The organism is Arthrobacter sp. MSA 4-2 (assembly GCF_016405885.1).
GTDB lineage: Bacteria > Actinomycetota > Actinomycetes > Actinomycetales > Micrococcaceae > Arthrobacter_D.
Genome location: NZ_JAEKGC010000002.1, coordinates 55,729 through 69,626, shown reverse-complemented (window position 1 = coordinate 69,626; position 13,898 = coordinate 55,729). Strand labels below are relative to the sequence as shown.

The following is a 13,898-nucleotide window of genomic DNA, read 5'->3' as shown; positions in this document are numbered from 1 at the left end:
GTTGGGTGTTCAGCGGGTCAGCGCGTGAATCTGGTCCGCGGATAAAGACTGATCAGCGTACAAGAGCATTGTCGCCGTCGGGTCGGGATCATGGTTGTCCTGTCCCTGCCAGACCTGATGGAGCCCCGCTCGCTCGACTGCTTTTCGTGATCGTGTGTTGCGGGTCGCCACGACAGCCGTGATGGGCAGATCGGGCCGTACTGCCTGCGCCCGCTCCATACCGGCTGCGGCAATCTCCTGGGCGTATCCGCGGCCCCAGTCCTGTGGGCGCAGGCTGAAGGACAGGTTCCAGGTGGTGTTGGCCCAGAAGTTGCAGCCGCCGATACCGACCAGTTCACCCACTGAAGAGCCATTGAGGTGTCGCACTACCCATAGCCCGTGCCCGTGCTCGTGCCATTCGGCGATCCGCCGCTGGAGAGCTGCCTTGGTGTGTTCGATCGAGGGGTGGGCCAGCATGGGGTCAGCCTCCGCGAGGCGAGGGTCCGAGTACATTTCGAACAACTCGTCAGCGTCGTCAGGAGTGGGCCGGCACAATGCGAGCCGGCCGCTCTCGGTTTGCGCACCTCGGCCATTGGGACGTGCGTCAATTTCCGCATCCGGCTCTTTTTCAGACATTCGTCCAGTATCCCCGGTGCAGCCGGTTCATTTTTTCCGGGTCAGGTGGAGGTACACCACCGACCTTGTCCATGACGGGCCGCTTACCTCCCGGAGGGCTGGGTCTCGCTGCTCCGTTGCAGTTCCGGCGCGAGGACCCGGATGACGACTGCGGCGCCGATCAGGGTGGTGCCCATGGGAATCAGCGCCCAGCGGATCAGTCCTGCGAGGAGCTCGATTGCTCCAACTCCGATAGAGGCCGAAGGGCCGACAGCCTCGGCAAGGAGCCCGAGCAGCGGCGGGAGCAGCACGAGTACAAATCCACCGGCGACAATCAGGGCAATTCCCCACTGAACGCACTTCTTAGCTGCTGATTCCATTGTTCCCCCAAATAACGAGCAGTCGTATGTTCGCCGAGTGTAACGGTTAGCCGTTCTCGAAGTCGTCAATCAACCACCGGACAGCACCTGATCCGAGCCCCTGATCTTGGTAATCGCCCGTCTGGTAGGCCTCCATCGCCCTTAGCCAGACCGACCATTGGACCCAGTGGACGACGTTTTTCGTCTCGGTATACGTAATCCAGAGACGATCTACGGTGCTGCCTGGGAGCCGGACGCGAGCCCCATAACGAAGGCGAGGAGTACCATCCAGATTTTCGAACTGCGCGATCAGGAAACCGTAAGCCACCTCGGCTGTGATCAGTCTCAACCCAGTGAGGTTCGGTTCAAAGTCGAACACTTCGCGGGTTGCTTTGAGGTAGTCCTCCGCCCGGGGCCCAATCGGCGAGATAGTCATTGACGCATTGTCGCCTGAAACCGCATTCATACGTAGACGGGCACCGATACGGGGTGGCCACTGGGGGTGAAGTGCGTCTTTTCCGAGGATGCCCCCGAATCTGCGCAGGGGCTAGCTGTGGCAGTGGCCGCCCGAAGCTGGTGCGTTCGGTGGGACATCAAGGACAGGACTGCGGTCGAAGAAACCTTCCGGCCGAAGCTTGAAGCCAACTGTGTCCACCGGCATGATCGGCCAGTCCTCCATGCGCGGAAAATGTGTCAGACCGAAGGTGTGCCACACCACGAGGTCCTGCCCGTCGATGTCGCGGTCCTGGGCCACATAGGCCGGCAGCCCGGCTCCGCCGACGTGCTGGTTGACGAAGTCGCCGGTGGGGTAGCGCTCATCCTCAGCGAACCGGGTCACCCAGAGGTCCTTGGTGGCGAAAGCCGCACGCCGGGCAATCGAAGAATCTGGGGCGGCTAGGAGGGTGGGCTGCCCCTGCGCATGCAGCTTGTAGGCGACGGGTTCCCCTAACCGGTTGCGGGACTCGGGGTTGGAGATCACCCAGGTACGGCCGTTTCGGGAGTCTGCCTCACGCACGCTCTCCGACTCTCTCGTAAGGGCAGTCCGCTTCCGCGAGAATGCGTTGCCGCGCGGATTGTCGTGCCCAAGGGGTTGCCGGACAACGTCTTCTTCCTCGACCCGGTTGGTGAAGCCGTCGACCGCCATATCGAGACGGGCGCTGAAGAGGTGCTGATGGAACGGGGCCCCCAGGCCGGGCGCGAGCTGGGACATGTTCGCCGATGCACTCTCGGAGTACGCGCTGGTGAAAACGACGCCGGTCGCTTTCGCCTCGAACTCGATGGTGCCGTCCAGATAGAGGTACCAGTAGAACCCGTAGTCGTAGTTGCCCACGGTGGTGAAAAAGGAAATGACGAGACGTCGGTTGCGGCGGGTGTAGTTGATCCCGGACCAGAGGTCGCTGTGCTTGGCGAGAATTCCCCAGTCCTCCTCGTGCATGCAGATCGCGTTTCGGATTTCGCGCGGGTTTCCGAAGGCATCGCTGATCACCGGACTGAGGTAGGTAATGTGGCCCAGGCAGTCGCAGCCAAGTTCGAGCGAATTGGCGTACTGACCCACGAGGTACTCGCCGGTGTCAAAGTAGTTCTGCCACGACCGGACGGGCGACGGGTCGCCATACGGAACCACCATCTCCGCGATGGAGGCCCGCTTGATAATGGGCCGATCCCGGCCGTGGTCATTGAACGAGAGGTTATGAAGGACCACCCCCTCGCGGACATCAAAGCCAACATCGACACTCCAGTTCTCCCACTCGACGTGGTTGCCGTTCGTTACGGCGAAGCTCGGCCCCTCGGGCTGGGTGATACTGATCGGTTTCTGGCTGGTGCGCAGCGGCCCCGTCAGCTCGGGGTCCGTGTAATTTCCGTGCTCCTGCGGCACGGGCATAGGCCCGAGATCCAGAATCTGGGTAACCACTCTGCTGACGACGTCGACGTAGGCAACCAGCCCGTCAATCGGGTGTGCCCACGCGCTGTCCGTCTCGTGCTCCTGGACGAACGCGAGCCCGCGGAGGATCCGGCGGCCCTTTTCCTCTGCGTATTCGAACACCCCCGCGGAAAGCGGTGCGACCCTGACGTTGGAGACGTCGAGATTTCTGTCGGCGAGGGCGGCCAGCCATCGGTCATCGGTGGACAGCAGCTCCTCCACTACAGCGAACTCCTCTTCGAGTACGGGGAGTTCACCGGTGGCCGAGGTGTCGAGCTCCACCGTGGAAAGCACCTGTCCGGTGGTTGTGGAGACGACCACATCCAGCGGAGCCGAGCCGGAGATGTCGTGAAGAAAGACTCGGAAGCGGCGGCCGTCGTCGCCTGCAGCCGATGCGCGGCCCGGATCAACGAGTCCGAGGTACGCGATCCTCCTGGTTGACCCGAGGAGGTCGTGGTCCCGAAGGATCTTCTGCACGTCGACGATTTCTTCGGCTGTGGCCAGAGTGTAAGAATTGACGGTCGCTGTGGGGGACGTAGTCATGGCATCCTCAGTCGGGTAGTTTTTCTATCTCCGTAGAATATGCGCGCTGTAGTGTGGATCACAAGAGTTCAGAGCAGGGAGAAAAACAAGTGCCGAAGATCGTCGACCATGACCAGCGCCGGTTGGAGCTCGTGGACGCCACCTGGCGGATCATCGCCCGGCGGGGGATGGAGGGTGCGACCATGCGCGACATTGCGGTTGAGGCCGGCTTTTCCAATGGGGCTTTGAAGCCCTACTTTCCCACCAAAGACGACCTGCTCACCTTCGCCTTTCGCCACGTCTTCAACCGCACCAACCAACGGATTGCCTTGTCCACCTTCAATCAGACAGGCATAACCGCAATTCGGGCCCTTGGTTTGGAGGTGCTGCCCGTAGATGAGGAGAAGGTCAGCGAAGCCCGCATCGTCATTCCGTTCTGGCAGAAGGCCATCACCGATTCGCACAAAATGGCTATCCACCGGGAGTCAATGGCGCAATGGCGCCTCGCACTGATGCGCCACCTCGGGGAGGCGCGGCAGGCGGGGGTCATCACGACCGGTGTTCCGGATGACGTGATCCGGGAACAGCTCATGAACTTGTGTCTGGGCGCACAGATCACCGCCGCCCTAACGGGACCGGAGGAGAACCTTCCGTCCTATATCCATCAGCTGGATGGCTTCCTGGCGAACCTGTGACGTCTTAAATTCGACCGTTGTGGAAAATCCAGACCGGGTTTACTCTGTAGCAAATGTGTCCTACGACACATCCGCCTACGAAGTGGAGCACCATGAAAACCTACGACGCGCTTCTCGCCTCGATCACTCGGGAATCGGGCCCTACCCGCACCATTCTGGATCCGGCAACCGGTGAGGCCGTCGGCGAGGCACCCGTCCACACCGTCGAAAATCTTGAAGCCGCGATCTCCGCGGCGGAAGCGGCCCAGCCCGCATGGGCAGCGCTCGGACACGAAGCGCGCAGTGAGGCGCTGCTGAAGGCTGCCGATGCCATCGACCGCTCCGCTGAGGAACTGGCCAACCTTCTCTCCCGCGAGCAGGGCAAGCCCCTCAACGGGCCCAACGCCCGTTTCGAGGTCGGCGCGTGCTCGGCATGGCTGCGCGCAGCCGCCACCACAGAACTGGAGCCCCAGACCGTAGCCGACGACGGGGAGACCTTCGCCCAGATCCACTACCGCCCCATCGGCGTGATCGGGGCAATCGGACCCTGGAACTGGCCGATGATGATCACCATCTGGCAGATTGCTCCAGCGCTCCGGATGGGAAACGCCGTCGTCGTCAAACCGTCGGAGTACACGCCCCTGAGTGTCCTTGCACTGGCGCACGTGATCAATCAGGAGCTGCCGGCCGGCCTCCTGACGGTAGTCTCAGGCGATCGCGAGGTGGGCGCGCGGATGACCGAGCACCCGGCGATCGGGAAGATCATGTTCACCGGATCTACTGCGACGGGCAAGGCGATCATTAGGTCCTCGGCCGACAGCATCAAGCGCCTAACGCTCGAACTGGGCGGGAATGACGCCGGCATCGTCCTGCCGGATGCCGACCCTAAGGCGATCGCGGAAGGACTTTTCTGGGGCGCCTTCATCAATACCGGACAGACCTGTGCCGCGTTGAAGCGCCTCTATGTGCACGAGGACATCTATGACGACGTCTGTGAGGCGCTGACCGCCATCGCTGAGGTGATGCCAATGGGCGTCGGGCTTGATGAAACGAGCGTCCTCGGCCCGCTGCAGAACAAGGCCCAGTTCGACATTGTGACCCGCCTGGTGGACTCCGCGAAGGACTCCGGAGCGCGCGTGCTTATTGGCGGTAACCCGAATCCAGACCAGCCAGGGTACTTTTACCCGACGACTCTGGTTGCCGACATTGACAACGAGAACCCACTGGTGGCCGAGGAGCAGTTCGGCCCGGTCCTGCCGATCATCCGCTATAGCACCGTCGACGAGGCCATCACCAAGGCGAACGCCCTGGAGGTAGGCCTGGGCGCATCAGTGTGGTCCTCCGACGTGTCGGCCGCACGCGAGGTGGCTGCGCGAATCGAGGCCGGCACTGTGTGGATCAACAAGCACGGCGCAGTCGACCCCCGCGTCCCGTTCGGCGGCATCAAGCAGTCCGGCTACGGTCTGGAGTTCGGTGTTGAGGGCCTGAAGGCCGTAGCAGTTCCGCAGGTAATCAACGGATAAGAGCTTCACAAGCAAGCAAGCAAGCAAGCATGCAAGCAGGAAGCGACGCGGGGCGGATCCGCAGCACACCATCTCGGTGCGTTGTGTCCGTCCCGGGCTCTCCATGGGCGGAGCGCGGGCTAGTTGAGGTGACGGCGACCGAAGTCCGTCCTTCATGCTCCCACTAGGCACTTCATTGGCCGATATCCATCAGCACACCAACTATCCGAGGATTGTTGCGCCTTTCACAACGTCGTCGGGAAGGCTCATCGAGGAGACAGTTCATGGACCGAACCGAAACGATCGCCTCCGGTGGATCGAGCTCTACCAATGAATCAAGGACGACGCTGCGACGGGGGCGGCTTGGCGTCATCGGCGTTGTCTTCTTCGTCGTAGCCGCTGCGGCGCCTCTCGTCGGAATGACCGGAGCCGTGCCGATCGCCATCGTACTGGGAAACGGCGCGGCCGCCCCAGGCGCCTACCTGGTCGTCGGGCTGACACTTCTACTGTTCAGCGTCGGCTACTCCGCGATGAGTCAGCGCGTTACCAATGCCGGTGCCTTCTTCGCCTACATCGGCCGAGGCATGGGAACTCACCTCGGTCTCGGCTCCGCGTTCGTGTCGTTGATCGCCTATGTCGCCATTCAGCTCGCAATCTTCGGCTTCTTTGGCGGCTTGATGGCGGGGCAAATCGGTGCCCTTGGACTTGACCTGCCGTGGTGGTTTTGGACACTGATCGCATGGGCGGTCATAACCGTCCTGTCGCTGGCAAGCGTCGATGTCGGAGCGAAAGTGCTTGGAGCGTTGATGCTGCTGGAGGTTCTCTCGCTCGCGATCACCGCCGCCGCAATTCTTATCGACGGCGGTCCCGAGGGTTACGACTTCGCGGCTTCCTTCTCGCCGCAGGCCATCCTGGCAGGCGGACTGGCCGGTTCGGCCGGAATCGCATTTGCCTTCGCGTTTGCCTCCTTTATCGGATTCGAAGCCACGGCCATCTATGGCGAGGAATCGAAAGATCCGAAGCGAATCGTCCCGCGGGCCACCTACCTGGCGGTTGTGCTGATAACGGCTTTGTTTGCTGTCACTGCTTTCGCGCTGGTGACGGGCATGGGAGCGTCCAAGGCAGTCGAAGCCACGGTGACTTACTCGACGGTGGACGAAGTTCCGCTTGCCGATCCCGCCGCGGTCCTGTTCACCCTGGCCTCCGAATACGTTGGCGGATGGATGGCCACGCTCATGAGCATTCTTGTGCTCTCGAGCCTGTTCGCCGGACTCCTGGCATTCCAAAATGCAGCCAGCCGCTACGTCTTTGCTCTAGGACGTGGCGGGGTGCTTCCCGGAGGGTTGGCAAGGGTCAATGCCAAGGGCGCTCCCCAGAGTGCTTCACTTGCGACATCCGCCGTCACGGGCGCGGTTATCCTGCTCTTCACGCTTTTCCAGCTTGAGCCGATCCTGAACATGTTCTACTGGTTCAGCGGCCTGGCAGTGGTGGCGATCGTGCTCATCGAGGCGCTGGTCTGTCTCGCCGTTATCGCCTACTTCCGCAAAAATAAGGGCGAGGAAGGCATTTTCACTACAGTAATCGCGCCGGTCGTGGCATTTGTCGGGCTCCTGGTGGGTGAATATCTCCTCATGTCGCGCTTTGGCCTGTTGGCCGGCACAACCGCGGAGGGCGTGGATCCCTCGGTGCAGCCGTGGGGACTAAGCCCGCTGGGCTGGGTCCTGATCGCACTACCCTTCGTGGTCCTTCTTGCCGGCTATCTCTTCTCACGCATCGCCGGGCCAGAAAATGAAGAGTTTGTCCGCGACGAGCTGTCCTGAGCGACCGCGGGGGTGGTAGCGGCGGGTGTGCCCTTGATGTCGGGTGCAAGCCCGAGAGCGGGCTAGAGCGTGATGGTGAGCGGCTTGCGCGGCTCCACACAGGATGCCCGCTCCAGGCCCACAGTGCCTCGTGCCCGGTTGTTCCTGCCGGTGTCGTCGCACCAGTCGACATTGTGCGGGGTCGCGGTGACGGCCGCTTCTCCGACCGCCATCTGGGCCGGGACACGGAAGGTGTACGTGAACGCGCCGGCATCGGTCATTGGAGCTGTCACGTTGATGACCTCGACGCCTCGTTCATCGGTGACAACTACCTGAATCTGCGCGTTTTCTCCGTACCGCGGATTGCAGTCGGCCTCTGGTGCTGCAACGGTTACCATCTCTCCCGGCGTCGCGTCGGTTGGAGTGACAGAGTAGTCGGGCGGGAAGCAGGGCGGTTCGGCGAACATGTAAGAGGAGCATCCGCTGGCGACGGTGATTAACGCAGCCCCGACCACGGCGGCAAGGGCAAACCGCCCTTCGGTCCTGCTGCTGGACCACCTGAACGGAATCTTCATGACCCCTATTGTGGTGCCGACTGCGTGTGGTTTCCCCGATAACCGACATTCGTTTCCGTACCGTTGCGCTTCCTGCCGGCCCGGCGGACGCTCCAGCTGGGTTATGGTTCTTGAACTGCCCATGGGGGGTGGGGAACCGGGGAAGACCATGCGATCGCGAATTCTGTTGTGCTGTGCCGTTGCTGCCACCACGTTCCTCGCGGGATGTGGAGTTGCTGCCGACCCGCCCGCACGGTCGGCATCTCCCGGGTCCAGCGCGCCCGTGCAGCCGTCACCGGAGTCTGCGCGGTCTGAGGGCGATCTGACCGGAAGGACGATGGCGGGGGAGCCATCCCGGTTCATCGGTCAGGAGGATATGGCCGCGAACAGACTCAGGGCGATTGAGGAATTTCCCGAAGAGCTGCCGGACGGTTTCTCGTGGTCGACCGAGTCAGTTGGCGCCGTCTCTAAAGATCAGGACGTTGTGATCGAGGAGGGGGTTGAGGAGGTCGCTGTCGCCGATTACTGGCTCTGTGCCTGGATGGCGGAATACATTGGCGCCGCCGATTCCGGTGATTCGGTGCGCGAGGATGCTGCCATGGCTGAGATCGAGAAGTACACGTCCCTGCCGATAATTGAGACCGTGCATCAGAACCCGGAAGTGTTTGAGGCATCGCTGGTAAAGACGGCCCGCCGCGGCGACACGGCGAATCTGCGGGAGTTCTTCAAGTCGTGCCGTGTGCAGGGGAATGCAGGTGCTCGCTAGTTCTGGGGCCGGGGAGAAGGCCAGTCACGAATGTGGGAGAGCCTCTGGCGGATCTCATGGATAAGCATTATCAGCGTTGACAATGTTCGCACGGGCGATAACGTTGACACATGACCACTTTGATCCTTCAAGAAGGGCACCTGCGGCTCCGTCTCGTGATCGGCGCTGCAGAGCCACTTGCAACTACGGCAGGGGTCATGGACGCATTGCATCGACTGCTGCCACTTGAGACGCGGACAGGGTCCGGAGAGTGATGGTCCTGCCTGAAAGACACGGACGCGGCTCCGCGGCCCGAATCTTTGGCCTCCCGCTGCTCCGGCCGAACCGAGGCACCCCGCTGGCGCAGCCCGTGCGCTCGTCACCGACAGCCCTGGCCGCTACGGTCACCGGCCCCGACGGTGCGCCGACGTGCATCATCCTGCACGGAGTCGGTACGACAAGCTGGATGTGGCGGGGCTTAGTCGATCGGCTAGAGGGCGCTGTCCGCCTGGTCATGGTCGACTTACCCGGTCATGGCCACAACGCCTCTCGACCGTGGGTATCGATCGACGATACGGTCCTCGCCCTAACCCAGATCATTGACGAGACGACGGTTGACGGTATCGCACACGTGGTGGGGCTGTCGTTGGGCGGTTACCTCGCCCTCGAGATCACAGCCGCGCACCCGGAAAAGGTGGAGAGTGCCTTGGTCAGTGGCGTCAACGTACTCCCTTTTCCACGCCCCAGGCTGATGCGGGCCACCGGTCACCTGATGGCCTCCTTTGTACGCAGCGGGGTGATGCTGCGTGCCAATGCGCGGTCGCTGGCTATCCCACCAGAGGACTACCAGGGCTACGTCGCCGCCGCCCGGTCCATGGCCAAGGGCACGTTCACCGCGATCGGCGAGGAACTCATGAACTATCGGCTTCCGGCCACCGCAGCCACCTGTCCCACACGGGTCCTCGCCACCGCCGGGGCGAACGAGCACCCTCTCATCCTTGAGTCACTCACGAAAATTGCCGCCGCTTTCCCGCATGCGCAAGCACGAATCGCACCCGCGGTCGGACACGCGTGGAACGGCCAAAACCCGGACCTTTTCGCCCAGACCGTACTGGCACACATCACGTCACAACCGCTCCCAACGGAGCTCGCAGACCCTGACCTGGCAGGAAACTACGCCCGCCCGCGCAGCGGCCCCTTCAGTGTGATGAGGGCGCAGCAGGTCCGTGATCCTGAAGAGCGGACTTCAGGCAGCAGAGCTCGTCGGCGATTGTCCCCGGTGGACCGTTACGACGGCGGCCGCGATGCCGAGCAGCACAACCGCGCCCAGGGTGGTGCCAAAAGCGACCAGTATCGCCCCTACCATCCACAGGCCAGTCACATCGCTGACGGCCGCCGTGCCGATCCACGCGAGGGTGAAGGAAACCGGGAGGACCACTAGAGCGACGCCAAAGGGCAGAAGCCGGTAGGCAAGCCCTGCCACCACAATGCCGCACAAGAACGCTCCCACTCCCTGCCAGACTTCGTATGGTCCGGCCATTTCGCCGGTGGACGCGTCGTACTGGTACTCGGTATCCCATGCAAACCAGCCAACCCAGAGTCCCGCGGACAGGAGTGCGATCAGGACGACGGACGCCCATTGCCGAGCGGGCGATTGATGGTGGTTCCGTGTCAGGTGCATGCCTCACTGTAAGACATCACTTCCGCTTGTCCGGGTGCACACGGCCTGCCGGCGCATTCGCCTACGCGCTTGGGTCTTGCTCCAGCGGATGATTCGTCAGCTTTGCGGCGACGCCGTCGTGGACGAGCCGGTGAGCCGCTGTGTCGGGCTTTCGCGAGGCCTGGTCCGTCACGCGCGCGGTGAATTCATCGGCGAGCGTGAGGCGGGGATAGGCGGAGAGAACCTCTCGCACGAAGCCGTGTGGAAGGACGTCCGCTCGGGAGCCACTGATGTCCAGGCCCGTTGCGACCTCCAGCAGGTACCCCTCCACATCCATTGCGGGATCCACCGACGGCCAGTTGTGCCGCACGATCACCTCGAGTGCGCGCTGTCGTCGGTCGGGCGGCCAGCCGGCGCCAGCGGTGAGCGCGACCGCCACGTGCCCGCCGGCTTCCTCGTAGGAGAGCGCAACGTTGTCAAAAGCAGGGACGATCCCGATGTCGTGCAGCATTGCGGAGGTGTACAGCAGCTCATGATCTACGTTCTGCCGTTCCTCGAGCAGGGCGAATGCCTCTGCCCACAGCCAGGATCGGATCACGTGGTTGAGCAGCGCGGGAGAATGATACGAAGCTGCCAGTTCGAAAGCGGCCCGGGCTGCCTGGGTGCTTGGAGCGGTGAAGTCGTGCAGACGCATAGAGACATCGTCGCAGACGAACGCAAGCGACCCGGGGAAGTCAGAATGGCTCCGGGGGCCGGATCAGTCTGTGCCCAGCGCCGCTTCCAGTCCGTCCAGAATCACCTCGAGGCCGTACTCGAATTCCTCGGTGTAGTCGTAGCCGGGCTTCAAAACGTGAGTGTTCACGAATTCCGCAAGGTTCGGATACTCATTGGCGGGGAAGGGCTCGAACATGTGCTGCGCCATGGCATCCATGTCAGCGTCGGTATCGAACGGCATATTCATCCGGGTGAGGGCGAAGCCGTAGATGTAGCCATCCAGCAACGAGTAGGCGTGTGCCACCATGGCGATGTCGAAGCCGGCCGAGCGGAGTTTGCCGATCACTGCGTCGTGGTGCCGCAGGTTCGCCGGCCCGGGCCGCAGGCGGGACTCCATCAACCCGATTGCCCACCGGTGGCGTGCAAGAGCATCACGAAGTAAGAGGGCCCGTTCTCGCATTGCTGGTTTCCAGCCGGCACCACCGAGGGGGAGTGCGATCTCGCCGAAAACGACGTCGATCATCGCATCGATGAGGTCCTCCCTGTTTGCCACGTGGCGGTAGAGAGCCATCGGCGCAACATTCAGTGCCTTCGCGACATGGCGCATCGTCAGCCCCTCCAGCCCCGCACCGTCGGCATGCTGAACGGCGGCCTGCACGACCCGTTCCCTGGTCAAGGGGGTTCGGGCGCTCTCTGTGTTACTCGTCGCCACCGGCATCGACGCTCCTTTCTTGGTCAGCAGCCGGTTCCCCAACTGCTTTGCCCTAACTGTGTACTTAGTACGTTACCAGATGTACGCTGTACGCACGACGTGGATCTGCCCGCGTTCTCACACGGAAGGGATCAGCCATGACGTCTCCGAACGGCATATTCTCCGAGGCTCCGGGAGGGCTGCCGCCGGCCTCCCTTAAACGCCTGGCGCGGATCGCGGGGGTGTTCTACCTGGCGGTGGGAATCACGGGGGGCTTCTCCGAGGGCTTCGTGGATCCCTCGTTGCATGTAGCAGGTGACGCGGCGGCCACCGCCGGGAACGTAGTGGCCAACCCAGGGCTCATACGGCTGGGCGTCGTTGCCCACCTCGCGGATGCGGTCTTCTTCCTTCTTACCGCCGTGACGCTCTACCTTTTGCTCAAGCACGCAGGGAAGCATGCTGGCCGGCTGATGGTGGTGGCCGTGATCGTCGCCGCCGGCATCATCTCGGTCAGTGCGGTTTTCACCTTTGTATCGCTTCAGGTGGCTACGGACGGTTCCTACGCAGCGGCGCTCGGGCCGCTGGGCTCCGATGTGCTCGTGTTTCTCCTGCTGGAGATCCAGCACTACGCCGTCCTCGCCGCACAGGTCTTCTTCGGCCTGTGGCTGGCACCCCTCGGGTACCTCGCCGTGAAGTCCAGACTGTTCCCCAAAGCGCTCGGCATCGTCCTGATCCTGGCCACGGTCAGTTACCTGACCGACGTCATCGCCGCGTTCGGTTTCCCGGACCTCGCCGGGCAGGTCCATGTGTATCTCGGCATCGTGCCCGCCATCGGGGAGATTTGGATGGTCCTGTACCTGCTCACCGTTGGGGTGCGTACTCCACGCCCTGCCCATCCAGCAGCCGCTCAGTTTGCTCCCGTCTCCGCATGAAGGCGATCACCAGCCGCACTTATGGCGCGCCAGAGACCGTCCGCGTAGAAGAGATTCCCACCCCCGTTCCGAGAGAGGGCGAGGTGTTGATCCGCACCTTTGCCACCGTCGTTTCCGGCGCCGAATGCACTGCCCGGGCCGGCCGGGACCCCTTCGCCCGGCTCTACTTCGGCCTGGTGCGGCCGCGTTTTCCGGTCCTGGGGACCGGCTTCGCCGGCGAAGTACGGGCCGTCGGAAGTGCGGTGGTCAAGTTCAGTATCGGAGACCGGGTCATGGGATCGGTGGGACCGCGTCTCGGGGCTCATGCCGAGTACGTCACCGTGTCCGAAGACGGCGTCATCGCCTCGATGCCCGAGGGCTTGGTGCCTGCGGACGCCGTGGCAGTCCTTGACGGCGCCCTCACCGCGCTGCCCTTCCTCCGGGACGCCGCCGGGCTGAAGGCCGGACAGTCCATTCTGATCAACGGTGCCTCTGGCGCGGTGGGTACGGCGGCCGTCCAGCTCGCCAAGCATTTTGGAGCAGCTGTCACCGCGGTCTGCAGCACCGCGAACCTCGAACTGGTGAAGTCCCTCGGCGCCGACCACGTCATCGATTACACGGTGGAGGATTTCACACAGACCACCCGGGCGTACGACGTCGTCTTCGACGCGGTGGGCAAGAGCTCCTACACCCGAAGCCGGCGGCTCCTGAAGCCCGGCGGGACCTACCTGACAACAGTTCCCTCCTTATCAATCCTGATGTGGGCTCTGGTGACCCGCATGGTCGGCAGGACCAGGGCGGGTATCGCGTTCACAGGGCTTCGAAAGGCTCCGGCCATGGCTCGGGACGTCACGTTCATCGGCGATCTGGCGGCTTCCGGACACCTCGTTCCGGTCATTGACCGGATCTACGGCCTGAACGACGCCGCCTCCGCGCATGCCCAGGTGGAAACGGGGCACAAAAAGGGCAGTGTCGTCATCTCTCTGGAAACTTCAGGGGAGTAGGCCGTCCCAGCGGTGGCGGTGGTGGGCGACACCGGCCGACTGCGCCGCTACAGTCCGGCGCCGAAGACCACGTGCAGTTCCGCGTTCATGCCGCCGCCTTGGCGGTGAGCACCGGGCCGGTGGCTGCGCGGGTGGCCGGTCGGTGGGGAGAAGCCGGTGGAGCAGGAGTCCGGAGGCCGCCGCGAAGACCAAGGCACCGCTGGAGCCAAAGACAATGAATTGCGCACCGACCCCGACGCCGATCAGGG

The 13,898-nt window shown here is 63.1% G+C and carries 14 protein-coding genes; 7 read left to right on the top strand and 7 right to left on the bottom strand.

Annotation, left to right across the window (positions count from 1 at the left end; genetic code table 11):
* Nucleotides 1-9 precede the first annotated feature (9 nt).
* The 4 genes from I6N91_RS02080 to I6N91_RS02065 all read right to left on the bottom strand — a co-directional run bounded on the left by I6N91_RS02080 (nt 10) and on the right by I6N91_RS02065 (nt 3,417).
* Complete coding sequence (locus I6N91_RS02080; RefSeq protein ID WP_198810274.1) at nt 10-615, bottom strand: GNAT family N-acetyltransferase; 606 nt, start codon at nt 613-615, stop codon at nt 10-12.
* An 83-nt stretch (nt 616-698) separates the two neighbouring features.
* Nucleotides 699-974, bottom strand: coding sequence for a hypothetical protein (locus tag I6N91_RS02075; RefSeq protein ID WP_198810273.1), 276 nt, complete (start codon nt 972-974; stop codon nt 699-701).
* A gap of 46 nt (nt 975-1,020) precedes the next feature.
* Nucleotides 1,021-1,389, bottom strand: a complete 369-nt coding sequence (locus tag I6N91_RS02070) for a hypothetical protein (RefSeq protein WP_198810272.1) — start codon at nt 1,387-1,389, stop codon at nt 1,021-1,023.
* A 111-nt stretch (nt 1,390-1,500) separates the two neighbouring features.
* Nucleotides 1,501-3,417, bottom strand: coding sequence for a primary-amine oxidase (locus I6N91_RS02065; RefSeq protein ID WP_198810271.1), 1,917 nt, complete (start codon nt 3,415-3,417; stop codon nt 1,501-1,503).
* An 89-nt stretch (nt 3,418-3,506) separates the two neighbouring features.
* On the opposite strand from I6N91_RS02065, the gene I6N91_RS02060 reads away from it, so the two are divergent.
* The 3 genes from I6N91_RS02060 to I6N91_RS02050 all read left to right on the top strand — a co-directional run bounded on the left by I6N91_RS02060 (nt 3,507) and on the right by I6N91_RS02050 (nt 7,392).
* A complete protein-coding gene (locus I6N91_RS02060) occupies nt 3,507-4,091 on the top strand; it encodes a TetR/AcrR family transcriptional regulator (protein ID WP_198810630.1) in 585 nt (194 codons plus the stop codon).
* Nucleotides 4,092-4,183: 92 nt separating this feature from the next.
* Nucleotides 4,184-5,593 (top strand): aldehyde dehydrogenase family protein, encoded by a 1,410-nt coding sequence (locus tag I6N91_RS02055; RefSeq protein WP_198810270.1) that lies wholly within the window; start codon nt 4,184-4,186, stop codon nt 5,591-5,593.
* A 263-nt stretch (nt 5,594-5,856) separates the two neighbouring features.
* Entirely contained in the window at nt 5,857-7,392 is a 1,536-nt protein-coding gene (locus I6N91_RS02050) for an APC family permease (protein WP_198810269.1), read from the top strand.
* A gap of 62 nt (nt 7,393-7,454) precedes the next feature.
* Here the strand turns inward: I6N91_RS02050 and I6N91_RS17010 are convergent, their stop codons facing one another.
* On the bottom strand, nt 7,455-7,946 hold the full coding sequence (locus I6N91_RS17010) for a hypothetical protein (RefSeq protein ID WP_233091365.1): 492 nt from the start codon (nt 7,944-7,946) through the stop codon (nt 7,455-7,457).
* Nucleotides 7,947-8,262: 316 nt separating this feature from the next.
* Between I6N91_RS17010 and I6N91_RS02040 the strand changes: the two genes are divergently transcribed.
* On the top strand, nt 8,263-8,691 hold the full coding sequence (locus I6N91_RS02040; protein WP_233091364.1) for a hypothetical protein: 429 nt from the start codon (nt 8,263-8,265) through the stop codon (nt 8,689-8,691).
* A 253-nt stretch (nt 8,692-8,944) separates the two neighbouring features.
* Nucleotides 8,945-10,111, top strand: a complete 1,167-nt coding sequence (locus tag I6N91_RS02035; RefSeq protein WP_269823043.1) for an alpha/beta fold hydrolase — start codon at nt 8,945-8,947, stop codon at nt 10,109-10,111.
* Between the two features lie 301 nt (nt 10,112-10,412).
* Here I6N91_RS02035 and I6N91_RS02030 read toward each other — a convergent pair whose 3' ends face one another.
* Nucleotides 10,413-11,024, bottom strand: coding sequence for an HD domain-containing protein (locus tag I6N91_RS02030; protein ID WP_198810266.1), 612 nt, complete (start codon nt 11,022-11,024; stop codon nt 10,413-10,415).
* 63 nt (nt 11,025-11,087) lie between these two features.
* Nucleotides 11,088-11,702: a TetR/AcrR family transcriptional regulator gene (locus I6N91_RS02025; RefSeq protein WP_307843202.1), complete on the bottom strand. Its 615-nt coding sequence runs from the start codon at nt 11,700-11,702 to the stop codon at nt 11,088-11,090.
* Between the two features lie 191 nt (nt 11,703-11,893).
* On the opposite strand from I6N91_RS02025, the gene I6N91_RS02020 reads away from it, so the two are divergent.
* Entirely contained in the window at nt 11,894-12,667 is a 774-nt protein-coding gene (locus tag I6N91_RS02020; protein WP_198810264.1) for a DUF4386 domain-containing protein, read from the top strand.
* Nucleotides 12,664-13,650, top strand: coding sequence for an NAD(P)-dependent alcohol dehydrogenase (locus I6N91_RS02015; RefSeq protein WP_198810263.1), 987 nt, complete (start codon nt 12,664-12,666; stop codon nt 13,648-13,650). The genes I6N91_RS02020 and I6N91_RS02015 overlap by 4 nt, the downstream gene beginning before the upstream one ends.
* Nucleotides 13,651-13,898 lie beyond the last annotated feature (248 nt).